The sequence below is a fragment of the Fictibacillus nanhaiensis genome, from assembly GCF_042686385.1.
Taxonomy (GTDB): domain Bacteria; phylum Bacillota; class Bacilli; order Bacillales; family Fictibacillaceae; genus Fictibacillus; species Fictibacillus nanhaiensis.
In genome coordinates this window covers 2,639,829-2,662,713 of record NZ_JBHUPF010000006.1, presented here as the reverse complement: position 1 = coordinate 2,662,713, position 22,885 = coordinate 2,639,829, and the positions used below count along the sequence as shown (strand labels likewise).

General features: G+C 39.6%; 27 protein-coding genes. 18 read left to right on the top strand and 9 right to left on the bottom strand.

The annotated features are described in order from the left end of the window. Positions 1-5 precede the first annotated feature (5 nt). Together ACFS5O_RS17240 and ACFS5O_RS17235 are read right to left on the bottom strand one after the other, a co-directional pair. On the bottom strand, positions 6-1,049 hold the full coding sequence (locus ACFS5O_RS17240; protein ID WP_205725852.1) for a FecCD family ABC transporter permease: 1,044 nt from the start codon (positions 1,047-1,049) through the stop codon (positions 6-8). Next, positions 1,046-2,047, bottom strand: coding sequence for a FecCD family ABC transporter permease (locus ACFS5O_RS17235; RefSeq protein ID WP_205727244.1), 1,002 nt, complete (start codon positions 2,045-2,047; stop codon positions 1,046-1,048). Before ACFS5O_RS17235 ends, ACFS5O_RS17240 begins: the two co-directional genes overlap by 4 nt. A 193-nt stretch (positions 2,048-2,240) precedes the next feature. Between ACFS5O_RS17235 and ACFS5O_RS17230 the strand changes: the two genes are divergently transcribed. The 5 genes from ACFS5O_RS17230 (at position 2,241) to ACFS5O_RS17210 (ending at position 5,602) form a co-directional block, all read left to right on the top strand. Continuing rightward, the gene (locus ACFS5O_RS17230; RefSeq protein WP_205725853.1) at positions 2,241-3,197 is read left to right on the top strand and encodes an ABC transporter substrate-binding protein; all 957 of its coding nucleotides are present in this window, start codon (positions 2,241-2,243) and stop codon (positions 3,195-3,197) included. Between the two features lie 177 nt (positions 3,198-3,374). Further along, the gene (locus ACFS5O_RS17225) at positions 3,375-3,797 is read left to right on the top strand and encodes a DnaJ family domain-containing protein (protein WP_205725854.1); all 423 of its coding nucleotides are present in this window, start codon (positions 3,375-3,377) and stop codon (positions 3,795-3,797) included. A gap of 11 nt (positions 3,798-3,808) precedes the next feature. After that, the gene (locus tag ACFS5O_RS17220; RefSeq protein ID WP_205725855.1) at positions 3,809-4,183 is read left to right on the top strand and encodes a cupin domain-containing protein; all 375 of its coding nucleotides are present in this window, start codon (positions 3,809-3,811) and stop codon (positions 4,181-4,183) included. Positions 4,184-4,262: 79 nt separating this feature from the next. Beyond that, positions 4,263-5,198 (top strand): magnesium transporter CorA family protein, encoded by a 936-nt coding sequence (locus ACFS5O_RS17215; protein ID WP_205725856.1) that lies wholly within the window; start codon positions 4,263-4,265, stop codon positions 5,196-5,198. Between the two features lie 56 nt (positions 5,199-5,254). Then, the gene (locus ACFS5O_RS17210; protein WP_198766771.1) at positions 5,255-5,602 is read left to right on the top strand and encodes a hydrolase; all 348 of its coding nucleotides are present in this window, start codon (positions 5,255-5,257) and stop codon (positions 5,600-5,602) included. 22 nt (positions 5,603-5,624) lie between these two features. On the opposite strand, the gene ACFS5O_RS17205 is transcribed toward ACFS5O_RS17210, so the two are convergent. Together ACFS5O_RS17205 and ACFS5O_RS17200 are read right to left on the bottom strand one after the other, a co-directional pair. Further along, entirely contained in the window at positions 5,625-5,843 is a 219-nt protein-coding gene (locus ACFS5O_RS17205) for a hypothetical protein (protein ID WP_205725857.1), read from the bottom strand. 45 nt (positions 5,844-5,888) lie between these two features. Beyond that, the gene (locus tag ACFS5O_RS17200; RefSeq protein ID WP_318300271.1) at positions 5,889-6,548 is read right to left on the bottom strand and encodes a deoxynucleoside kinase; all 660 of its coding nucleotides are present in this window, start codon (positions 6,546-6,548) and stop codon (positions 5,889-5,891) included. A gap of 355 nt (positions 6,549-6,903) precedes the next feature. Here ACFS5O_RS17200 and ACFS5O_RS17195 point away from each other — a divergent pair, with 355 nt between their 5' ends. From ACFS5O_RS17195 to ACFS5O_RS17185, 3 genes are all read left to right on the top strand, one after another. Further along, on the top strand, positions 6,904-7,536 hold the full coding sequence (locus tag ACFS5O_RS17195) for a DsbA family oxidoreductase (protein ID WP_205725859.1): 633 nt from the start codon (positions 6,904-6,906) through the stop codon (positions 7,534-7,536). A gap of 373 nt (positions 7,537-7,909) precedes the next feature. Continuing rightward, positions 7,910-9,133, top strand: a complete 1,224-nt coding sequence (locus tag ACFS5O_RS17190; protein ID WP_205725860.1) for an MDR family MFS transporter — start codon at positions 7,910-7,912, stop codon at positions 9,131-9,133. A 16-nt stretch (positions 9,134-9,149) separates the two neighbouring features. Next, positions 9,150-9,524 (top strand): VOC family protein, encoded by a 375-nt coding sequence (locus ACFS5O_RS17185; protein WP_205725861.1) that lies wholly within the window; start codon positions 9,150-9,152, stop codon positions 9,522-9,524. Between the two features lie 101 nt (positions 9,525-9,625). On the opposite strand, the gene ACFS5O_RS17180 is transcribed toward ACFS5O_RS17185, so the two are convergent. Next, complete coding sequence (locus ACFS5O_RS17180) at positions 9,626-9,961, bottom strand: ribonuclease M5 (RefSeq protein WP_205725862.1); 336 nt, start codon at positions 9,959-9,961, stop codon at positions 9,626-9,628. Between the two features lie 290 nt (positions 9,962-10,251). On the opposite strand from ACFS5O_RS17180, the gene ACFS5O_RS17175 reads away from it, so the two are divergent. Further along, positions 10,252-11,154, top strand: a complete 903-nt coding sequence (locus ACFS5O_RS17175; protein WP_205725863.1) for a hypothetical protein — start codon at positions 10,252-10,254, stop codon at positions 11,152-11,154. A gap of 352 nt (positions 11,155-11,506) precedes the next feature. After that, positions 11,507-11,914 (top strand): hypothetical protein, encoded by a 408-nt coding sequence (locus ACFS5O_RS17170; RefSeq protein WP_066399872.1) that lies wholly within the window; start codon positions 11,507-11,509, stop codon positions 11,912-11,914. Positions 11,915-11,942: 28 nt separating this feature from the next. Here ACFS5O_RS17170 and ACFS5O_RS17165 read toward each other — a convergent pair whose 3' ends face one another. Further along, complete coding sequence (locus ACFS5O_RS17165) at positions 11,943-12,437, bottom strand: NUDIX domain-containing protein (RefSeq protein ID WP_205725864.1); 495 nt, start codon at positions 12,435-12,437, stop codon at positions 11,943-11,945. A gap of 60 nt (positions 12,438-12,497) precedes the next feature. After that, positions 12,498-13,973: a methyl-accepting chemotaxis protein gene (locus ACFS5O_RS17160; protein WP_205725865.1), complete on the bottom strand. Its 1,476-nt coding sequence runs from the start codon at positions 13,971-13,973 to the stop codon at positions 12,498-12,500. 191 nt (positions 13,974-14,164) lie between these two features. Between ACFS5O_RS17160 and ACFS5O_RS17155 the strand changes: the two genes are divergently transcribed. Next, positions 14,165-15,025, top strand: a complete 861-nt coding sequence (locus ACFS5O_RS17155) for a hypothetical protein (protein ID WP_205725866.1) — start codon at positions 14,165-14,167, stop codon at positions 15,023-15,025. A 142-nt stretch (positions 15,026-15,167) separates the two neighbouring features. Beyond that, complete coding sequence (locus tag ACFS5O_RS17150) at positions 15,168-15,311, top strand: hypothetical protein (RefSeq protein WP_156499137.1); 144 nt, start codon at positions 15,168-15,170, stop codon at positions 15,309-15,311. A gap of 93 nt (positions 15,312-15,404) precedes the next feature. On the opposite strand, the gene cspD is transcribed toward ACFS5O_RS17150, so the two are convergent. Both cspD and ACFS5O_RS17140 read right to left on the bottom strand, forming a co-directional pair. Beyond that, complete coding sequence (gene cspD / locus ACFS5O_RS17145; protein WP_066237152.1) at positions 15,405-15,605, bottom strand: cold-shock protein CspD; 201 nt, start codon at positions 15,603-15,605, stop codon at positions 15,405-15,407. 271 nt (positions 15,606-15,876) lie between these two features. Further along, complete coding sequence (locus ACFS5O_RS17140) at positions 15,877-16,167, bottom strand: late competence development ComFB family protein (RefSeq protein ID WP_205725867.1); 291 nt, start codon at positions 16,165-16,167, stop codon at positions 15,877-15,879. A gap of 212 nt (positions 16,168-16,379) precedes the next feature. Here ACFS5O_RS17140 and ACFS5O_RS17135 point away from each other — a divergent pair, with 212 nt between their 5' ends. From ACFS5O_RS17135 to hpaD, 6 genes are read left to right on the top strand one after another with little or no spacing between them, the layout of a single operon-like run. Then, positions 16,380-17,045, top strand: a complete 666-nt coding sequence (locus ACFS5O_RS17135) for a GntR family transcriptional regulator (RefSeq protein WP_205725868.1) — start codon at positions 16,380-16,382, stop codon at positions 17,043-17,045. Between the two features lie 12 nt (positions 17,046-17,057). Beyond that, positions 17,058-17,981 carry a 2,4-dihydroxyhept-2-ene-1,7-dioic acid aldolase gene (gene hpaI / locus ACFS5O_RS17130; protein WP_205725869.1) on the top strand — a complete coding sequence of 308 codons (924 nt, stop codon included), beginning with the start codon at positions 17,058-17,060 and terminating at the stop codon, positions 17,979-17,981. Then, on the top strand, positions 17,982-18,773 hold the full coding sequence (locus ACFS5O_RS17125; RefSeq protein ID WP_205725870.1) for a fumarylacetoacetate hydrolase family protein: 792 nt from the start codon (positions 17,982-17,984) through the stop codon (positions 18,771-18,773). Continuing rightward, on the top strand, positions 18,757-20,271 hold the full coding sequence (gene hpaE / locus ACFS5O_RS17120) for a 5-carboxymethyl-2-hydroxymuconate semialdehyde dehydrogenase (protein WP_205725871.1): 1,515 nt from the start codon (positions 18,757-18,759) through the stop codon (positions 20,269-20,271). Before ACFS5O_RS17125 ends, hpaE begins: the two co-directional genes overlap by 17 nt. 11 nt (positions 20,272-20,282) lie before the next feature. Beyond that, positions 20,283-21,758 carry a 4-hydroxyphenylacetate 3-monooxygenase, oxygenase component gene (gene hpaB, locus ACFS5O_RS17115; protein ID WP_205725872.1) on the top strand — a complete coding sequence of 492 codons (1,476 nt, stop codon included), beginning with the start codon at positions 20,283-20,285 and terminating at the stop codon, positions 21,756-21,758. A gap of 11 nt (positions 21,759-21,769) precedes the next feature. Beyond that, entirely contained in the window at positions 21,770-22,753 is a 984-nt protein-coding gene (hpaD, locus tag ACFS5O_RS17110) for a 3,4-dihydroxyphenylacetate 2,3-dioxygenase (protein WP_205725873.1), read from the top strand. Positions 22,754-22,885 lie beyond the last annotated feature (132 nt).

Genomic DNA, 22,885 nt, shown 5'->3' with positions numbered 1-22,885 from the left:
TCCTGTTATTGGTTTTTAAATAATAGATAAATAAAGTAGGGAGCACCGATCGCCGCTGTAAAAACACCGGCAGGCACTTCTAGAGGTGAGAATAATGTACGTCCGGCAAGGTCTGCCAAAACGACCATGATACCACCGATTAAAGCCGAAGCTGGGAGCAAGCCGCCGAACGACGAGCCTGAAATTCTTCTAGCGATATGTGGTCCGATAAGTCCAACAAACCCCATTGCTCCTGCAAACGCGACTGCTGAACCAGCTAAAGCTGTACAGACCATTAAAAGTAAGAATCGTTCACGGTGAACCGAGATTCCAGCTCCTTTTGTTAAATCATCACCAAAACCTTGAATGTTCAATCGGCGGACGAGTAGTACTAAGATAGGTAATATTCCTAAAAACCATGGAAGCAATGCTTTTACTTCGTTCCAGGAAGTACCGTATACCGTTCCGGTAAGCCAAATAGTCGCTTGACTAGCTCTATAAATCGGTCCTATGAGCATCATGAGCGTTGTTAACGCCTGCAATAAAGCCATGAGTCCGATTCCGATCAAGATGAGACGAATTGGTGTAACACCGTCTTTCCAAGCTAATGCATAAATCAGGAATGCTACAATTGTCGCTCCACCAAAAGCAAACAGTGGTAAATAGTTAATGCTTAATAAGAGGTTGTTAGAATCATCACTGAACATCGTTAGGAAAGCGACAGCTGCAAAACCTGCTCCACCTGTTATTCCGATCATATCGGGAGACGCTAAAGGGTTACGTATGATCCCTTGCAGAATTGCACCTGAGAGAGCAAGTGAAGATCCTGCAATAAATGCGACCAATACCCTTGGGAGTCTGAATTCAGTAATGATGAGCTGATTAATATCAAGCCCTGTTCCCATTAATGCTTGAAATACATCCCACGGTGCAATATACATATCACCGACACCGATACTGATTAGCATGGCAACTATTGCCGCAAATGTTAGGGCAATGATGCTAACAGTGGTTTTTTTATCAATTAAAAAAGAAAATGATTTACGCTGTAGGACCCAGTACTTTCTCATTTTTGAAATATTCCTTTTCGAACAATATATATGAAGAATGGTGTACCAATCAGAGCAGTTACAACTCCAACAGGTGCTTCTTCAGGCATGATGATATATCGTGCACCAATATCTGCCATAACGAGCATGATACCACCGATGACCGCAGAGTATGGCACGATCCAGCGGTGATCATTTCCTACTAAATATCTAGCAAAGTGAGGAACAACGATCCCTATGAAACTGATAGGTCCAGCTATCGCAACTGATCCTCCAGCTAGTATGATAACCATGAGAGCCGCGGCTAGTTTAAACACTACTGTTTTTTGACCTAAGCTGATGGCAACATCTTCACCGAGTGCAAAGGCGTTTAATTGCCTTGATAATAAGAGTGATATGACCCAGGCGATAACGAGTGCAGGTAAGACAGCGGCAAGCATAGAAAGTTTTCTTCCTTCAACAGAACCCGCAAGCCAGAATAAAACCTCATCTAGCGCCTTTTCATTGGTCACGAGCATACCTTGCGTGAGGGATGCAAAAAGAGCGGCCATAACAGCTCCTGCCAATGTTAGTTTGACGGGTGTAAGCCCACCTTGTCCGGCAGAGCCTAATGCATAAGCCAATCCTGCAGCAACAGCAGCGCCTAGGAATCCAATCCACATAAATTGCTGTATAGATGAAATTCCAAGAAAAGTAACACCAAAAACAATAAAGAATCCAGCTCCTGCATTCACACCGAAGATATCTGGAGAGGCAATTGGATTTCGAGTTAGCGCTTGCATGAGGACGCCTGCGATTCCTAAAGAAATTCCGACTGCCATACCAACGAGTGAGCGTGGTACTCGAGAAAGTTGAATGATTAAATGTTCGTTCGAGCCGTTAAAAGCCGTATATGCTTCAATGGCTTGTTTTAGTGAAGTGTTCGTATACCCTAGTACAACACTTAGCACCATAATAATAAGTGCAATCAATAGCCCTGCGATAAGTCCAGCTGCTTTAATTTTATTTCCGTATAATATTCCGTTCATTAGAGCCTCTTTTATTAATGAAAGTTATTCTCATTTATCAGTTTAAAAGTAAAGTAGGTATCTGTCAATGACTTTGAAAATCATTATCATTTAGTTGTTGACAACGTATTCATATCAGTTTATGATACGAATTGTAATTGATTCTCATTATCATTTACAAGATAAAAAGAGGAGAGAAAATCGAATGAAGAAAATTACATACAAATGGCTTGCGTTCGCAGCGGTATTGACGTTAATGCTTGCATTAGCAGCTTGCGGAGGAAAAGATAAAGAACAAGAAGAAAAGTCAGAAGGATCTTCTGCTTCTTATAAAGTAGAACATGCGATGGGTACAACAGAAGTTAAGAAAAACAAACGAGTAGTTGTACTAACTAATGAAGGTACTGAAGCCGTACTTGCTCTTGGCGTAAAACCGGTTGGAGCCGTTAAATCTTGGTTAGGTGATCCTTGGTATGATCACATTAAGGATGACATGAAAGATGTAGAAGTTGTAGGTGACGAGAGTACGGTAAACGTTGAGAAAATCGCAGCTTTAAAGCCGGACTTAATCATCGGAAACAAACAGCGTCAAGAAAAACAATATGATGAATTAAACAAAATTGCACCAACTGTATTTTCTGAAGAACTTCGTGGTGATTGGAAGATCAACTTCGAACTATACGCAAAAGCGCTAGATAAAGAAGAAAAAGGGAAAGAAGTTTTGGCTGCATTCGACAAGCGTATTGAAGATATGAAGAAAGAGGCAGCAGATCAGTTAAAAACTGAAGTTTCAGTTGTTCGTTTCCTACCTGGAACTTCTCGTATCTATCATAAAGATTCTTTTTCTGGTGTGATTCTAGATCAGATTGGATTTGCTCGCCCTGGTGATCAAAACAAGGATGATTTTATGGAAGAAGTTACACAAGAACGCATTCCAGATATGAATGGTGACATTCTATTCTACTTCACTTATGAAGAAGGTGACGGAAAAGCGACAGATACAGAAAAAGAGTGGACAAGTAATCCGCTTTGGAAGAACCTCGAAGTTGTAAAAGCGGATAAAGCTTATAAAGTAAGTGATGCCATCTGGAATACAGCTGGTGGAGTAAAAGCTGCTAACTTAATGCTAGATGATCTTGAAAAGTATTTCTTAGAAAAATAAGAGAATATAGAAAGGGAGCGAGAAATTCGCTTCCTTTTTGTTTTCAAAGAACTGCATTAAGGCGTTCTTAATTTGTACACAATTTCGCAATAAATCTGCCATAAGTTTTCCAAGGGAATAGGAATAATAAACATAATGTATAAATATAGAATAAATTTATTCCTGGAGGTTTTTGTAATGAATAAAAAACCATCGCTTGAAAAGGAACTGCAGCAACGTGAAATCTTAATGAAAGACGAGCAAACCAATGCTTGGTATTACGAAGACCACATTACAGCCATCGTTAACCGCGCCCGAAAAGAAGGTGCATTTGATGATCTCGAAGGATTAGGCAAGCCACTTAATCTAGATGAAGATCTTACGTATAATCCCGAGAAGCGTCTTCATAAAGTAATGAAAGATAATAACATTCTCCCGAGTTGGGTGAAACTTGGTCAGGAGATAGACGTACTTAAAGAAGAACTAAAAACGTATACCGTAGAATTCAACATCAAAAAGACCGTAGAGACCATTAACAAAAAAGTCTTTCAGTATAACTTAACTTGTCCACCTAGTGCACAACGGATGAAGATCAATCTGGAGGACGTTTTGAATAAATAATTGGAGGCTGTATGGCAAAGAAAAGTGCGTTAAATGCAGAACATTACCAATGGGGAGATGCATGTGATGGCTGGCACCTTGTAAAGCAAGAGAACCTAAGCATCATACAAGAAAGAATGCCTCCTCAAACAGCTGAGGTGAGACATTATCATGTTTTTTCCCATCAATTTTTCTTTGTTTTAAACGGAGAACTGTTGATCGAAAAAGATGGTGAAGAATTTATCCTTAGCGCGCATCAAGGATTAGATATACCTGCAGGGACAACCCATCAAGTTCGAAACGAATCAAGTTTGCCTGTTGAGTTTCTTTTAACTTCTCATCCCCCTGCACAAGGAGATAGAGTGGTTGTGAAAAAAGTAAAAAGTATTAGTACAGTGACCCTTTAAACATAAAGGGTTATTTTTTTGTCATGTGAATCTGAACTTATGGGAAAGATAGAGAAAAAGGATGCCAGGAGTTCATGAGATGTTAATGTATAAAGAGGTAACAAATCAAACCGAACGAATTGAACACTTTGTAATGCCAAAAGAGAAAGAAACGATCTGGATGTTTTATCAATCTCTTGAAGAAATGAATCAAGATGGTGTGTTAGAGCAATTCGATCTTCATCCGTTAGCTAAGAATGCTTTCTTACATTTTTCTGAACATCCACAACTTAATGTTTATGCTAATCATGCTGTGGTATCAACGTTTTATTTAGGGTCAGAAGATTATGAACCGGTCAGGCTTAACCTGTTAATGGGTGAAAGATATTTAATCGTAATGAGTGAACGTGAAATTTCCTTTCGGGAACAGCTTGTTCAGGATTTCACTAACAATCCTGAACATATGAAGCATGTAAGCTATATGTTGTACTATCTGATGAAAGATATTGTGAGTTCCTATCTTGAAGTTGTGGATCAACTTTCAGATGAGTTTTTAGAGCTTGAAAAAAGTGTGTTCATCGATCCACAAAAACGAGAAATCGGACGCGATGTGTATCGCTGGAAGACTCGGTTGCATAAGCTCAGACAATATGTGGAAGCTGAAGAGAGCATCATACAGAAAATGGGTCATGAGGACTTCGAATACGCCAATGAAGAGTCAGGATTTTATTTTAAAGATTTACTATCCTCTTTTTCAAGGGTAACCGCTGCTTTTGACAGTTTTAAAGAAAATTTAAAAGGTATTTTAGATCTGCAAATGTCTTTAAAATCTGATCACATGAATAGAATCATGAAAACGTTGACGCTCGTTAGTGCAGTATTCATTCCCTTAACATTTATCGCAGGTCTTTATGGCATGAATTTCGAATACATACCTGAATTAAAATGGCGATATGGCTATTTTTACGTTTTAACTCTTTGTTTAGTGCTGCCTGTTGTGATCATGAGTTATTTTAAAAAGAAAAGATGGTGGTGACCTTTACATAAAAACGTATGTGCTGAGGAAAATAAAGAAAAAGGAGGACGTGAAGCATGGAAAAAAGACCGTATTACATCAATGTTGAGACCGGTGAGATCCTTCCGATTAAAACCGCTTCTACTTTTCAGTTTGAAATATCTGCTTCTGATGAAGACGTAAGGCATCTCGAACGAAAATTTAGTGAATTAGACAGTACTGCAAATGATACGTTTGTAAGGTCTCATTTACCATATGTACCTTATTCAAATGACTCAGACAATGATAGATATGATCAGAAACTAAGAGAAGCCTATCAGATGATTCATGATCTTGGTCAAGAGGAGACAAGACAATTTATTGAAAGTATGAGTTTTTGGAATCCTGAAAAACCACAAGATTTAGAAAAAAGACCAAAAGACTAGATGTCTTTTGGTCTTTACGTTGTTAATAAATAAAATAGGCAATGTAGATGATGAGACCGATCACGATTGTAAAGCCGGCTAGTGCAATGAAGACGGGATTCAACAATGCAGTATGTCTGGAGACTGCAGGATTCACCTCATCTTCTGTGTACACTTTTTGTTTTTTTGCGATTTTCATCGTCCACCAGAGACCTACAGCTGCTACAAGGACAGATAACAAAATAAAGAACAGTGTAAACATGAGTTCACTCCTTAAACCTTGTTTGTCCTAATAGTGTTTGTGGATTTAACGGCTTTCATGCATAAGTAAAGTAGGTTGCTTTAAGGAATGAAGGCGCGCCAGTTCATTCTGTACGAGTGTAAGGATTTTTTCCTGATCGTCTTTATCAAAAATGTTATATTGATCACTTTCGATTAACAATACTGGCGTTTTATCATAGGCTTTAATCCATTCCTTGTATTTAGCATGAAGCGTTTTATAATAGGCAAAAAGTTCAGGGTTTTCTTCAACTTGCTCGTATGAGCGCCCTCTTTGACGGATACGATTTAAAACCGTCTCAAAATCACTATCCAAATAGACAAGTAAATCAGGACGAGACTTCGGGGTCTTGTCGATTTCGTTCATCATCGTTTCGAGAAGGTCTTTATAGGTATCAAATTCAAGCTGCGTCATGTTTCCTGAATCAAAATTTAGTTCTGCAAAAATTAAATCTTCATAAAGGCTTCGATCCAGAACGTTATCTGGACTCGTGCGAGCTTCCCGTATCGTCTTAAAACGTGTATTTAAAAAATAAATCTGAAGCGGGAAAGCCCATCGCTTCGGGTTTTTGTAATAATCGGGTAAAATAGGGTTGTCAACGACGCTTTCATAAAAGATGGAGCTTCCAAGCTGCTCGCTCAAAAATTCAGCATATGTAGACTTGCCAGTACCGATCATACCTGCCATTAAAATCACGGTATATCCTCCTAAATGGTGCTTCATCGGCGCTAAAGCCAGTGATGCGAGACTAGTTTAAAACATATGTATTCACAAGTTTAAAATCAATATATGGTATGTAAGGTATAAAGCCTTTCTAAATATATCATGTAATACAAAAGGTGAACAGAGATTGTTTTCATGAATCGTTTACACCTACTTAGGAATTTCTGATCGAACGCCCTACCATAAACGAGGCATCCTATATATATGGTAGGGAACTAAGTCATATTACTTGAACAAGTATCCATTTAAAAATATCATAGGCGTCACACGTGAAAACAGTAAAACGTAGAACGTATGCTGTGAAAAAGGGGATATGAACATGACCATTCAAATAAAAGTATATTCTGATTTTGTTTGTCCATATTGTTATTTAGCTGAATCGCCATTAATAAAAGCGACGGAAGATAAAGATGTTGAGATTGAGTGGATGCCATACGAACTCCGACCATTTCCTCAAGAAACATTGCGTCCTGAAGGAGACTATCTACAACGGTCATGGCAGGAGACAGTCCAGCCTTTATCAAAAAAAATGGGGGTTCATATGATCTTGCCAGGTGTATCTCCTCAACCCCATACTTTCTTTGCTCATGAAGGATTATTGTTTGCCAAGAAACACGATAAGGAAAGAGAGTATGCACATCTCGTTTTCAAAGCTTTCTATCAAAACGGAGAAGATATCGGGAAGATTGAAGTTCTTCAAAACATTGCTGAGGAAATTGGTCTCGATGGTAAGGCATTTCAACAAGCATTGGAATTCCGTGAGTTTAAGCAAGAAAGAGAAATGATTCTAAAAGAGGCAACAGAAGATTTGAACATTACGGCTGTTCCAACTATCATTATTGGTGAGAGAGTATTAAAAGGTCTGCATCCGCAAGCTAATATTGAACGTGCTCTTAGAGGCGCGATCAGGGATGCTAAATTCGAATTTTGTGACGGCGACGAATGTGAGTAAAATTAAAAAATATTGAAAAAAGAGCGCTTAGAAGGACTTCCTTCTTGGCGCTCTCTTTCGTTCTTAACAATGAAAAAAGGGGGTTGTTGATAGGGATGTCTATAATATAGCAAGGTCACATTAAAAATGGCCGAATGTGTGATTTTTTTGATAAACGTTATTACTTTGTGACAAAGTCGCGCTGACGGACTAAAGAGCAGCGGATTAAAATGAAAAAAGCCCTAATTAGGGGAGGGCTTTTTTCGGGAAAGGGGGGTACACCTATATAAGACGAAGGAAAAATAGAAAAGTTTCAAAATTTTTAAAAATTCTTTTTCTAGCTCTTCAAAAAGTGATAGAGTAAGTAACAGAAGAGAAGAGAGAAGGATATGGGATGAGAAATTTACTTAAAAAGTGGCATCCAGCAGTTGTTGTTATTGTAGCAGGAACATTGTTTACTCGAGCAGCATTTTTTATGACGATGCCATTCTTGGCTATTTATTTGTACAATGAAAAGGGAATCGATCCTGCTATGGTTGGATTGATTATTGGAGTTAGTGCTCTAACAGGTACGTTCGGTGGTTTCTTTGGGGGCTATCTGTCTGATCGAATAGGAAGGGTTCCTGTGATGACGGTTGCTATCTTCATTTGGAGTGCTGTGTTTGTTGGATTCGCGGTAGCAGACCAAGTATGGCATTTCTTTTTATTAAACATGTTAAACGGACTGTGCCGCTCATGGTTTGAACCTATATCAAGAGCACTGCTTGCTGATGTAACGACAAAAGAAAACCGGCTGACTGTTTTCAATGCTCGATATTTTGCAATCAATGTTGGTGCTGCAGTTGGTCCGGTTGTAGGAACACAGCTAGGAACATCGAATTCAACACAAGCTTTTTACATAACCGCGGTCGCCTACCTAATTTATGCGCTATTGATTGTTTTCACTTTAAGAGGCTACTCTAAAGAATTACAGGGTGGAGAAGAAAGAAAGTTCTCTATCAAGTCTGCCATAGGAGTACTTTCAAGAGATAGAGTGCTTGCTTTTTTTCTGATCGGAAATACGATTGTAATGATGGCACAGTCACAAATGGATACCACACTCGCGCAATATATAGGGAACGCACCTCAGTTTGAAAATGGCGTTAAGCTTTTTGCCTATCTTGTTGTTACAAACGCAATAACGGTTTTGTTACTTCAGTTTCCGGTAACAAACTATGTAAGGAGATTTCAGCCGATGAATGCACTCCGTTTCGGGAGTATTGCGTTCAGTCTTGCATTGCTTGGATTTGGACTTTCAACAAATTGGATTTTTCTTGTCATAAGCATGGTGTTTTTAACAGTGGGAGAAATTATCGTGTTCGTTATGAGTGATGTTCTTTTAGATGATTTAGCGCCTGAGCATATGAGAGGTACATATTTTGGGGCGATGTCGTTTCGATCGATTGGGTTCAGTGCGGGGCCATGGATCGGCGGTTTACTATTAAGTACGTTTGGCTTCGAACAGGGATTTTATGTGTTTGGTATTCTAACGCTGATCTCATTGCTTTCCTTGCCATTCTTTCAGTACGGAGAAGGTATCCGCAAAACGCTCCTAGAACAACAATCTGCTTCAACTTAGAAAGGGGAAAATCAGCATGATTACTGGAATTGAACATACTGGAATTATGGTTTCTAACATGGAGAACTCTATCAAGTTTTATACTGAGGTACTTGGTTTAGATTTAATAGATCGTTTCGATCATACAAGCGTACCCGTTGAGTTAGCATTCTTAGGGGTAGAAGGAAAAGTACTTGTTGAGTTGATCGCTGGTTATACAGGGCCGGTAACGAATGAAGGGAAGGTCCATCACATTGCATTTTCTGTACGGAATATTGAAGAGCAGTATGAGCTTTTGCGGAAAAAGGATGTTGTCATGAAAGATAAAGAAATTACAGAGCTTCCAAATGGAAAATACTTTTTCTTTTTTGGACCAGATGAAGAATCACTCGAATTTTTTGAGAGTAAATAGAAATGAAGACTGCATAATTGCAGTCTTTTTTTGTTTCTTTGTAAAGAGTCGTCATCCGGAGAAGGTGATGAGACTAAAGTCAAGAAGTCTATGATTGAGAATTAAATGCCTGGCAGCGTTTCTTTTAAATATTGGTTTGAACAGTATTCAACACCATACTTGTAGCGACTTTCTCTAACATTTCTAGCTTTATTCGGATCAATATGAATTCGTTTGATCTCTGGGTATGTTTCCATGATCTTTAAAGCGATCTTGTCGCCAGGTTCATCTGGATCAGTTAATACATATACTTCATCACAAAGAATCAATGCTTCTTCAATCGCTCTTCGTTCTTTATGCCGAAAGGAAATTCCATTTAAAATGACAAAATGGGCGTGAGGATGAACACTCTGTACTCTCAGTTGATCACTTTTGCCTTCAACAATGTATCCGGTCATAGCGCCTCCTGTAAAACTAAGATTCATTATCATTTTATGGAGGGCATATCGATAATAGTACGACTTCTAAAAAATATTGGACAAAGGAAGTGCATACCTTGAAGAAGCTAATTATCCTTACAAAAACGTTTTTCCTTAGCTTCTTCTCCTGTATTTGTATTTATGGGTTGTATTTGTTGCTAGGCGATATTGAAGGGTTATTTATCGGAGTGTTCATTCTCTTAGTATGCTTTTTCATATTCAGCATCCGATTCATTGGATGGATAATAGGGAGAAGGAAAACTCTTGCAATGAAAAGATTTCAACCGAATCTCATTATCATTATTCTTATTGCATTCTCTACAGCCTTATTATCTGTAAACAATTATGCGCTCGAAAGCTCATTACCTCACTCTTTATCTCCTAGAATAAAAAATCAATTTTATCTGGAAGCGATGGTAGTAGAAAAAGATAGGATTTTTGAACGAGTATCCTTTTTAAAGACACTAGAAAATGTCAATGAAAAAAGCGCTTCGGTTTTCTATGAACCCCAAGATCGGGAGTTAGCAGTCTCTGCGATTCGTCACATTCGTAAAATGCAGTCTTATCACAATGAATGGATTGATGTTCATGATGCTCTTCCTGTTACGGTCATTCTGTATCGAAATCCTTTAATCTTTCAGCAACATCTGCCGATTCATGCTTATGAAAACCTGCAAGCATTATACGTTCCTGCTCAAGAGACGATTCATCTGCTTGTTACTAAGGACATGGATGAAAATACTAAACGATTTTTGGAGTTGGTCGGACATGAATACACACATCATTGGATTAATAGTTACTTATTAAATAATAAATTGGATAATCGGCATCTGCCGAGATGGTTTGAAGAAGGGCTTGCAGAATATGCAGGAAAACAGAGCGTGAGAGAAGTGCCAGACTTTGTACCTTTAAATTTTATTCCCTTCACGAGACTTCACTCAGTAAAGGAGTGGGCTTATGAAAATCGGAGAAGATCTAGTCACCGCCCCTACCGACAAAGCTACTATGCCATCGATCAATTGGTGAGAGACGGAAATGATGCTAAGATCAAATCTTTATTGCTTAATAAACAGAAAAATTTTTACCGCTTGTTTGAAGAAGAGACGGGTGAATCCCTGATCGAGTTCGAGGTACGTTTTTTAAGAGAAGAGCTAATGAACATGAAGCGCTAAAAACCTTATTGTTCATTTATTCATAGCAGGAGTAAAGCACTTTAAAAGCAAAAAAGAACTCCTTACGAATAAGGAGCTCTATAATTATCTGCTTTTTAATTTTCTTTTAATGATAGGTAGTAACCTTTTTTTACCTTGTTTAATTAAAAAAGCAACTGCCATTCCTTTAATCCCTTGTTTAATGCGTCCCATTTTCATCCTCCTATAAAAATCATAGTTGTTTCAAGTAATATACCCGAAATCAGCATGAAGCAATCCTTTTATAGTAATACGGGTTACTTGTCTATACGTTTCATCACGATATGAATAATATGAACCGAATACAATTTTATAGGAGTTGAACGTATTGAGCATGTATAGAAGTTTTCCACCTTTTCCGGGTCAAGGCGGCGGTCAAGGCGGAGGGCAAGGATTTGGCCCACCAGGTGGCCCTCCAGGCGGACCTCCAGGAGGCGGTGGTGGTGGCGGAATGGCACCAACATCAGCACCTCCATCCTTTACACCATCTCAAGCACAAGGTTTTAGCTTGCAAGGTGGAGGCGGCGGAGGAAGTCAGCCAGGAGTCTATGCTGTTGATCCAGGCGCGATCAGACCTTGTTTGTACCAATATGTCTATATCTGGCCAACATGGGGTCCGGGATTTTGGGCATGGCTTACTTTTGCAGGACGTAGATCGGTTGCAGGATTTCGCTGGACCGGCAATAGATGGATCTATTTTGGCATGGATACACGCCAAATCAGTTCCTTCTACTGTTACTAAAAACAGCCGCCTCTGGGCGGTTGTTTTTTTATCCTATAGGATATAATGGTACGTTTTGAACTTGCCATGAATGATATATTTTCATTTCAGACGGAATATGTTTGGTTAGAGCATAGTGAACGGCTTCCCAAACAAGAGGAGAGCACCACTCCATTACTAGATCATCCGTGTGGATCCACCTTGTTCCTCTTGAATCTTGATCTGGAATGTCTGCTATATCCGTTTGTGAATGAATAACTATCATACAGTCAAAGAAAACCGCTGAATGTTGGGATCGCGTCCACTCTTTATAGTTCCATGGAAGTTCATAACAGCGTTCGCCTAGTTTTATACCATTTAGCACCCTGTACCCAGTCTCTTCTAAAACTTCACGAAAAACCGTTTCATATTCTGGTTCACCGTCGTTAGGTGTGCCACCAGGAAGGTCGAATCGATTTTTATAAGGACCACCGGTCTTTTCAATGACGAGCAGTTCTCCAGACTCGTTCAAACAAATACAATAGATTCCCCTGTGTTTATGCATTTCGTAAGCCCCCTCAAAAAAATACCTTTTCATGTTCGATGAAAAGGTATTGTATCATTCTTATTCTTTTACCAGTTCATTAAGTTCTGATGTTAAAGCTTCAAACTTGTTGAAACTATCGACTACTTCTTCTACACATCTATGTTGCTCTTCTACAGATGCAAGAACTTCTTCAACAGAACCACTTGATGTTTCTGCTATTCCAGAAACCGAATGAATCTCTCCTACAATGTATCCGGTAGATTCATACAGTTGATTGATCAATTCTTGCACTTCAGAAGACTGTGTAGCAACTTGATTGGTGTTCATTAAAATTTGACTGAAATTCTCTGCCGTTTTCTCTGTTGCTTCTAGACTGGATGTGACGACCCCTTGCGACCCATTTACAAATTGGGCGGCTTGTTGGGCTTTGTTGCGGATTTCACTTAATATAGATCCAATCTGCTTAGTTGAATGTTGAGAATCTTCAGCAAGGCGCCGAACTTCGTCTGCAACAACAGCAAATCCTCTACCTTGATCTCCAGCTCGTGCAGCTTCAATCGCCGCATTCAATGCAAGGAGATTCGTTTGAGAAGAGATGTCTTCTATTGTCGTTAAGATCCCTTCAATCGATTCACTTTGCTCATTTAATTCATACATAAGAGTGTTCGTTTGCTGCATCAGCTCACTCACTTCTTTCATCTTAGAAGAAAGTTCTAATACTTGATTTTCTCCTGCATTTGTAACAATTACCGTTTGCTCTGAAAGTTTTTTCATATCATTCGAGTGTTGAAAAAGACCTTTTGCTACATCGTTGGTGCTTGTGACAGACTGACTCATTCCACCAACACTGACAGCCTGAGACTCTACACCTTTTGCTACTTCTGTAAAAGCATACGTAATGTTACTTGATATTTCTCCTGTTCGTGTAACGTTCTCCTTCACAGACTGACTAAAATGATGCAGGTTCTCTGATGCATCTTTTATTTTACTCAACAATTGTTCCAATTTCCTCTTAGCCTGCTCTGATTGTTTTTCAGCGCTTAAAATATTTTCATGCATACGCTGACCGATTCTTGCTTGTGCTACTAATGCAGCAGTAATGACAGTTAAGAAGACGTTTAATGAGATAATAATCTTAGGATCTTGTCCAGCAAACATCGTTTCTTTATATTGAAAGAAGAAGAAATTAGTTAACAATAATCCACTAATACCCGATAGTAAGATGGAAAGGTAGTTATGATATAACGTGATGACTGCTAAGCATACATAAGTCATCAGGTAAGTAGAAATCTTCGGATTCGAGTCTGCCATGATAACGGTTAGTACCGTTAATCCGAGAACAACAAAATATTGAACTGCGAAGGGAGCCCACTTTCGGTACGTCCAAATCGAGAGTGATAATAAGATTAGAAGGCCAGCTATACCATAAAAAAAGACACTGTCTATGGTTTTCGTACTCGCATATGTGCTTACTAGACCGAGAACATACATACCCCATAACATTTTTGTAACCAGTTTATTCGTTTGTGAATTTGAGGCAAATGATGGATTCAAATTTCGTCATCTCCGTTTTAAAATGTAAAAGTACTGCTTTTATATCGGTAGATTTCTCTTTGCATTTAAGGCGTTTACCAAATTTTGTTTTAGTTGTTTCTGTATTTATTGTAATCGTGAACATTTTCCATAATAACTGAATAGTAGATGAGACCTTTTGCTTTTAAACTTATCATTCGAGGTGATTAACGATGAAAAAAAAGACTTGGATATTTGCTATCATTCTGTTGCTTGCAGCTTGTAGCAGCGAATCAAAAAACACAAATACAAAAGAAGAATCAGCTCCGAAAACGACCGAACCTTCACCACCTGAAAAGAAGAATGAAGAGGTTAAAGAAGAGCCTGTTACCGAAGAAGTAACTTCCATTGAAGAAGAAGGAACGTACATTGGTCAGATTGACAATAATTCTATTGAAGTAGAGGCAGCAGGTGAGACATTAGTTCTTCGTCTAACGGATGAAGTTAGAGGTGCCGTCGAGAGTATGAAGGATGGTGCCAAAGTGAAAATTGTTTATAAGAAGAATGATGAGGGGCAATGGGTCTTAGAGCAAATTAATGAAGTAAGTACGCCACAGGCACCTACATCAAAAAAGCTTACGTACATAGTGGATGGGACTTCAGTGGAAGAAGACGCTGTATTAACAGAGAGTGAGCTTGAATACTATTTCTACAAACTTCCAGATTTTGAATTTACAGCAGAAGAGCCAAGAAAAGACTTATTGTTTGCAACAAAATTTGCAGAGACGTTTGTCAGAATAGAGCCGTTGTCAGAAGAGGCGTCCATCGATGATCTAAAAGAATGGGCAAAGGATGAACTGGAAGCAATCGGGGAAGTAAACGAAGTGAATGGAGTAGAGGTCGCTGGACCGGCATTTGAAAAGACTTCGTTATTTATTACAGCATCAAAAGAGTCTTACAAAAAATACATCGTTATTCAAGAGTTAAGTAATGGAGATCAAGTTAAATATACAGTGAATCTGCCAGAACATAAGGATGCGGCTAAATGGGAACAAGCTATTTGGGCCATGCTTTCTACTCTTCAAACGAAATAGTAATGTAAAGCGTATCTTTAGATGCGCTTTTTTATTTGAATCTACAGGAAAGAAGAATAAATGATTATCATAAATTTAGCATATGGCATATAATATTTACAAAGGTTTAAAAAGTTTCCCTAAGGAAAGATAGGTGAATGTTATGTGGTATAAAGAAAGCTCTTTGTTTAAGCTGCAACAATACACGATTATCCTACACAAACTCGGAATCTTTTCGCAGGAAGACAAGGTAGATATTTTAGGTAAAATACAAAAGTATAAGATGAAAGTTGGTTTAAAAGATTAGGCTGCCTAAGTAGGGAGCCTCTTCAAATGGTCCTATTTCTTTACATAGAAAAGACCCGGCAGCAACTGCCGGGTCTTTATATATAGGCTGAACTTATTTTTTAGTTACGTTAGCTGCTTGTGGTCCGCGAGCTCCGTCAACAATTTCAAATTCTACTTCTTGACCTTCGTCAAGTGATTTGAATCCTTCTGATTGAATTGCAGAGAAGTGTACGAATACGTCGTCTCCACCTTCAACTTCGATAAATCCGAAACCTTTTTCAGCGTTAAACCATTTTACTTTACCTGTTTGCATGTGAATGCCTCCTAGAACGTTTGCACTTTTGTGCTCTGTAATTACCAAACCACTTTCAAACTCTTAAGTTAAGATGTAATCCAGTACTGAATGGTTGTCACAAATATATCATAAGAAAAAAGCTCTCGCAAGGAACTTTTCTGAAAAATAGGAATAAAGAGTCAGGATATTTTCTCGAATACAATTTTCAACTGAACCTTATGGGTTAATGTGAAGGTTTTTCAATATTTATTGTGGATAAACATAGCAAAAATAAAAAACCATCTGCCTTCTATTCCCTAGTAGGAGATGGTTTCAAATCATGTGATGGCCGAGTTGCTACGATACCTGTCGCTTTTACAATCTGATTTAAGATGTTAACTCTGGATTGATCGTCAAAATTTTGAGCTTTGACAAAAGCGTATCCATCTTCATTGGAAACATAACGAGGTGGCAAGTTGTTCAGTGTGATCGCAAAGACATCAGCTTTACAAATCTCGCATTTGCAAGGAAGCTGAAGCTGTCCCCAATAATTCTTTAATGCTTCTTCTACTAGAATCTCCATGGCGTTTTTTACATTCATGGGCTTTTTACCCCTTTATACACAATCTATATGAATAGAATAGCTTATTCTTACTACATATGTAAACTTTTACTGTGACTAACAAGACTATTTAACTATAGTTTTTTTTATTGTTTTTCTCCTATCATACTTTGTTCCTAAATTAACAATAATATATGATTTTTCTGAAAATTAGCTTGAAATCATATATGATTTGAGATTAACATAGGATTATGAAGACTACACATAAAACAAACAAACAGCAGTATGCTTATCAAGTCATTCGTTCCCGTATCTTAGATGGCAGGTATCCGCCGGGTCACAAACTTGTTATTGACCAACTTGCTAGAGAGCTCAAAACAAGTGCAATTCCCGTTCGTGAAGCGATCAGGCTGCTAGAAGCGGATTCTTTAATCTCGTTCAAGCCTTACTCAGGAGCGATTGTTACCCCCTTTGATGAACAAGCATATTTAGAAACTTTATCCGTTCTAGCCGTATTAGAAGGTTTTGCGACTGCAGAATCATCAATACACTTTCCTCACGAAAAACTTGAAGGTTTAAGAGTGTACACAAAGCTTATGGAAGATGCACTTGAACAACTTGATTATTCTCTTTTCTCCAACTACAACAAAGAATTTCATAAACTCACATACAAATATTGCACCAATCAATTTCTGTTAGAACAGATTCATACAACTTGGGAAAGGCTCGGGACTGTTCGTCAACAGGGATCAACCATGAAACCTGTTCGAATGAAGCGATCAGTTATAGAACACTATCAACTAATCGAGATGATGGAAAAAAGAGAAGACCCCAAAATTATAGAGACATTTGCAAGAAACCATAAATTGAATACACTAAAAGCTTTTCTTGAGGATTCGCAACAAAATTCTATTTGAGGAGATGAAAGTATGAAAGTAGAAGAAGTTAAGAAATCTTTAAGAGGTTCAATTGCTCCCGTCATCACCCCTTTTCATGAAGATGAATCGTTAGATCTCAAGACACTTAAAAGTTTGATAGACTGGCATATCCAGTCTGGAAGTCATGGCATCTCAGTTACTGGTACGACAGGAGAACCTTCATCGCTGACATTAAAAGAACGCGAGCTTGTAATGGAAACAGCGATCAAAGCGGTAAATAAGCGCGTGCCTATCGTTCCTGGAACTGGATCGACCAATCACCAAGAGTCTCTTCATCTAACGAAATTAGCTCAAGAAATGGGAGCAGATGCCGCTATGGTTATCGTTCCTTACTACAATAAGCCCTCACAACATGCACTTTACAAACATTTTAAGCTCATCGCAGACTCAGTAGACATCCCACTTATCATTTATAACATCCCAGGAAGAACCGCTGTGAATCTGGAAGTAAAGACGCTAGCGCGACTTAATGAAGACTGTCCAAACATTATTGGAGTGAAAGAATCAAATAAAGACTTTGAACACATAAACCGAGTGCTTTTACATTGTGGACGTGACTTTTTGCTTTATTCAGGTATAGAGTTGCTTTGCTATCCGATGCTAGCCATCGGTGGGGCAGGATACATATCTGCAACAGCAAACGTACTTCCTTCCAAAGTCGCAGAAGTTTACAACGCATGGGATTCTGGAAATGTAGAAGAAGCATTAAAGCTTCATTATGATTTGATGCCTTTAAATGATGTTCTTTTTAAAGATACGAATCCAGCACCGTTGAAAGCTGCACTTGGAATGATGGGCAGAATCAATCCGACATTAAGAATGCCAATGGATCTGCCAACTGAATCTCTGCAAAAAGAAATCAGAGCCGTACTGGCTGATTACGGGTTAGTAGAAAAAATAGGGAGTGAAGTTTAAATGAAACACGCACGCGTTATTTTTGAAGGAAGAGAACAAAGAGGAACGGTAATAGATGATGTGATCACTTTTTCATCAGGAAAATCAGCAAAGGTGAGCGAGATCAAAACGTGGCTTCCACCTTTTACGCCAAACAAAATGATAGGGTTAGCGCTGAATTATGCCGATCATGCAGATGAGCTAGGGCTAGAAAAACCGGCAGAACCTGTCCTTTTTATTAAGCCGAATTCCTCATTAGTAGGTCATAAAGGCCAAGTGTTCTATCCAGACGGTGCAACATACATGCACTACGAAAATGAACTTGCCGTTGTCATCGGTAAAGAGGGAAGAAACATTAAAGCTGAAGACGCGATGGAATTTGTAAGCGGTTACACCATAGCGAACGATGTTACCGTCCGTGACTTTGTGAACAACTGGTACCGTCCGCCTGTCCGAGCAAAAGGACACGACACTTTTGGTCCGATGGGTCCTTATTATGTAGATGCATCTGACATTCCCGATGTGACAAACCTTGAACTTCGCACATATGTAAACGGTGAATTAAGACAGCAAGGAAATACAAAGGATTTAATGTATTCGATCCCGGAAATCATTGAATTTGTATCGTCATTCATGACGCTTGAAAGGAATGACGTGATCTGGACAGGTACGCCAAAAGGTATCTCTCACGTTCACCCTGGCGATGTGGTAAGGCTAGAGATCGATTATCTAGGAGTCCTTGAAAATACGATTGTTGATGGACGAACGGAAAAAGTGCCAACGGGAGGGAAGGATCATGAAACCGGAAATTAAAGAAGAGGTTCAGCACTATATTAACGGACAGTTTGTTTCAGGGCATAAAGGAGACTTTTTCGTTAATATCAATCCCTATACGAACGAAAAGATCAATAAGGTAAGTGAAGGAACGAAAGAAGACATTAATGCAGCAGCAAAAGCGGCAAAGGATGCTTTTAAACAAGGTCCATGGGGAAAGATGAAGCAGGAAAAGCGTCTCCAATATATCTATAAGATTGCTGAACTCATTGATCGAGATGTAGAAGAGATTGCGTTGTTAGAGTCTTATGACACGGGACTTCCTATTGCTCAAACGAGAAAGATGGTAGGACGTGCTGCAGATAACTTTAGATTTTATGCAGAAATGGTAAAGAACCGTATGTCTGGTGAAGCTTATCATGTGGATGATGAGTTCATGAACTATACGATTCAAAAGCCGGTCGGCGTTGCAGGGTTGATCACACCATGGAATGCCCCGTTCATGCTTGAGACATGGAAGATCGCACCTGCACTTTCAACGGGAAACACGGTCATTTTGAAACCAGCTGAATGGTCACCGTTAACAGCTAATAAACTAGCTGAACTTGTAGATGAAGCAGGATTGCCAGCCGGCGTTTTCAACGTTGTTCATGGTTTTGGTGAGACAGCGGGAGCATCACTTGTAGCACATGAAGATGTACAGCTCATCTCGTTTACAGGTGAGACGAAGACGGGTTCAGAAATTATGAGAAACGGTGCTGCTTCTTTAAAGCGTTTCTCCATGGAACTTGGTGGGAAGTCACCGATCATCGTATTTGATGATTGTGACTTTGAACGTGCTCTTGATGCTTGTGTATGGGGAATCTTCTCTTTTAACGGAGAAAGGTGTACGGCGAATTCTCGCTTGTTCATTCAAGAATCGATTAAAGATGAGTTCGTCGCTCGTTTAAAGGAGAGGGTGGATAACATTATCGTTGGCGATCCATCTGATCCAGATACTGAAGTTGGTCCTCTTATTCATACAGAACACTATGAAAATGTGAAACGATATTTAAAGATTGCCAAAGACGAGGGTGCTGAAGTTTACACCCAAGCACTATCTGAATCTCACAAAAAAGGAAACTTTGTCGCTCCGACACTTTTATTAAATGTGAAAAATGATATGACGGTGGCACAAGAAGAAATCTTCGGTCCAGTTTTGTCTGTGATGACATTTATGGATGAAGCGGAAGTGATTGAATACGCAAATGATATTAAGTACGGTCTCGCAGGCTATGTGTGGACGAACGATATGAAAAAAGGTCTTCGCGTTGCAAACGCCGTTGAAGCCGGAATGCTGTGGGTGAATTCACAGAACGTACGTGATCTTCGTATTCCGTTTGGCGGTTCTAAAAATTCAGGAATTGGCCGTGAAGGCGGACACTACGCGTTTGAGTTTTACACAGAGATGAAGGTGGTGCATGTTGCACTAGCTGACCATCACATTCAGCAGTTTGGAAAGAAAAAACAGTCGCTTCAAACTGAAGCGAAACATTAGGAGGGATTTCTTTGCCTGCACGCACGGGGGAACAATATATTCAAGGGATTTCAAAGGCTAAGAATAACGTTTGGATTCATGGTGAGAAAGTAGATGATGTTCCTTCTCATCCAGCATTTCGAAACATTGTAAGATCCATTGCTAATCTGTATGACCTCCAGCATGAAAAAGCAGACAAGATGCTCTATACCTCTGAACAGACAGGAGATAAAGTTGGTCTTTCCTTTATTGCACCTAAAACTGTGGATGATTTAATTAGACGACGTGAGATGATTTCTGAATGGGCAGGATACACAGGTGGGATGATGGGGCGTACGCCGGATTATTTAAATACGAGTGTTATGGCTTTCGGTACGTCAGGCAACTTTTTTGCACAAAACGATCCGATGTTCGCAGAAAATGCCAGAAAGTATTACGACTATTGCCGTGAAAATGATATCAGCCTAACACATACGCTCATCCACCCGCAAACGAACCGATCAAAAAAGCAGTCTGAGCAAAAAGATCCGTACTTATCTGCTCGTATCGTGGAAAAGAACAAAGACGGGATTGTAGTAAAAGGGGCTAGACTGCTAGCAACACTAGGTGGGGTAACGGATGAAATCGTTGTGTTCCCATCTACACTCAATAAAGCTTCATCTGAAGACGATCCGTATGCGATGGCTTTTGCTATCCCGAATAATACAGAAGGATTAAAGTTCTTATGCCGTGAATCGTTTGATACCGGTCGAAGTCAATGGGATCATCCGCTTAGCTCTCGATTTGAAGAAAGTGATGCGATCGTTGTTTTTGATAATGTACTAGTACCGTGGGACCGCGTTTTCGTAAGCGGTAGCTCCGATATATGTAACCGAACGTACGTGGAGACAAATGCGATCGTTCATATGGCGCATCAAGTAATCGCGAAGAATACGGTGAAAACTGAATTTGTGCTCGGTGTTATCTTAAATATGATGGAATCGATTGGCATCGATGTGTTTCCACATGTAAAAGAAAAAGCATCAGAAGTTATGCTGATTCTTGAAACGATGCGTTCTCACCTCTACCGTGCTGAGCACAACGCTTCAATCGATAAGTATGGAAACATGACACCGGACTTTGCACCGCTGAACGCTGCGCGTAACTGGTACCCGAAAATGTATCAGCGCATTGTTGAGATCGTGAAGATTCTTGGTGCATCAGGTTTGATGGGAATTCCGACAGAAGCGGATTTTAACGCGGATGACATCGGCGAACTCGTTCATCGTTATACGCAAGGAGCAAACATTGATGGATACGAGCGTACTCAACTATTCCGTTTAGCATGGGATATCTCTATCAGCACGTTCGGCGGACGCCAAGCTCTTTATGAGTATTATTTCTTTGGAGACCCAGCTCGTATGTCGAACATCTATTACGATCAATTTAACAAAGAGCCTTACAAAGCGATGGTAAAAGATTTTCTGCAGCGCGTGAATTCCAAAAGCCATAATTACAGTAGTGTCTAGGAGGAGTCGACATGGATTTTAACATTATACGAATCGCGCGTGTTGTTATGAACGTTACCGACCTCCATGCTTCCCGTGATTTTTATGTGAACGCCTTAGGTTTCATCGAAACGGCTGCTACTTCAGAATGGATGGCCTTACGCGGACTAGAAGAACACTCGCATCATAGCCTTTTGTTAAAAAAGGCAGATAAACCTGGCGTTCATGTCGTGAGCTACAAAGTGTGGGAAGACAGCCACTTGAATGAGCTTGAAACCTTCTTTAAAGGAAAGGGAGCTAGAGTGCTGTGGAAAGATGCAGACTCTGCCGTTGGAATCGGGAAAACACTATGTGTAGAAGATCCTTCAGGCATTCCGCTCGAATTTTTTGTGGAGATGGAGAGTGTTGAGCGCTGTATCCAAAAATATGATCTTTACCGTGGCGCCCGTGTTCAACGTATTGATCACATCAACTGCATGGTTCCTGATGTGGAAGCGGCTGTTCAGTTCTATACAGATGAACTCGGATTTAGAGTTTCAGAATATACGGCAACAGAAGACGATCGAACATGGGCAGCATGGCTGCACCGCAAACCGACTGTTCATGATGTAGCGTTTATGAACGGAGAAGGTCCTCGTCTTCATCACGTAGGCTTTTGGCTATCTGATCCGATGAGTTTAATACATTGCTGTGATGTGATGGCTAGCATGGGGTACGCAGATAACATCGAGCGTGGGCCAGGACGTCATGGCTTATCGAATGCATTCTTTTTATATGTTCGGGATCCGGATGGTAACAGAATTGAACTATACAATGGGGATTACCTGACGAGTGATCCAGACTTCAAGCCGATCAAATGGGATATTAACGACCCGAGACGCCAGACGTTTTGGGGACATAAAGCTCCTGACAGCTGGTTTAACGAGGCAACTTCGTTCTTGAGTTTGGAAAAAGGTGAGCCTGTCGAGCTAAAAAGTCCAACACTAGCGCAGCGTAAGCCTGATTTTGTGACTTGATGATTGGGTTTAGTATAGATAAAATAAAACAATTGAAGCCGGTCCTGCTTGTAATTTGCAGGAGCCGGCTTTTTTGAAGGTTTTCAAAGATGCATAGGACCAATCTAGCTCATCCAGCAGTATGAAATGCAT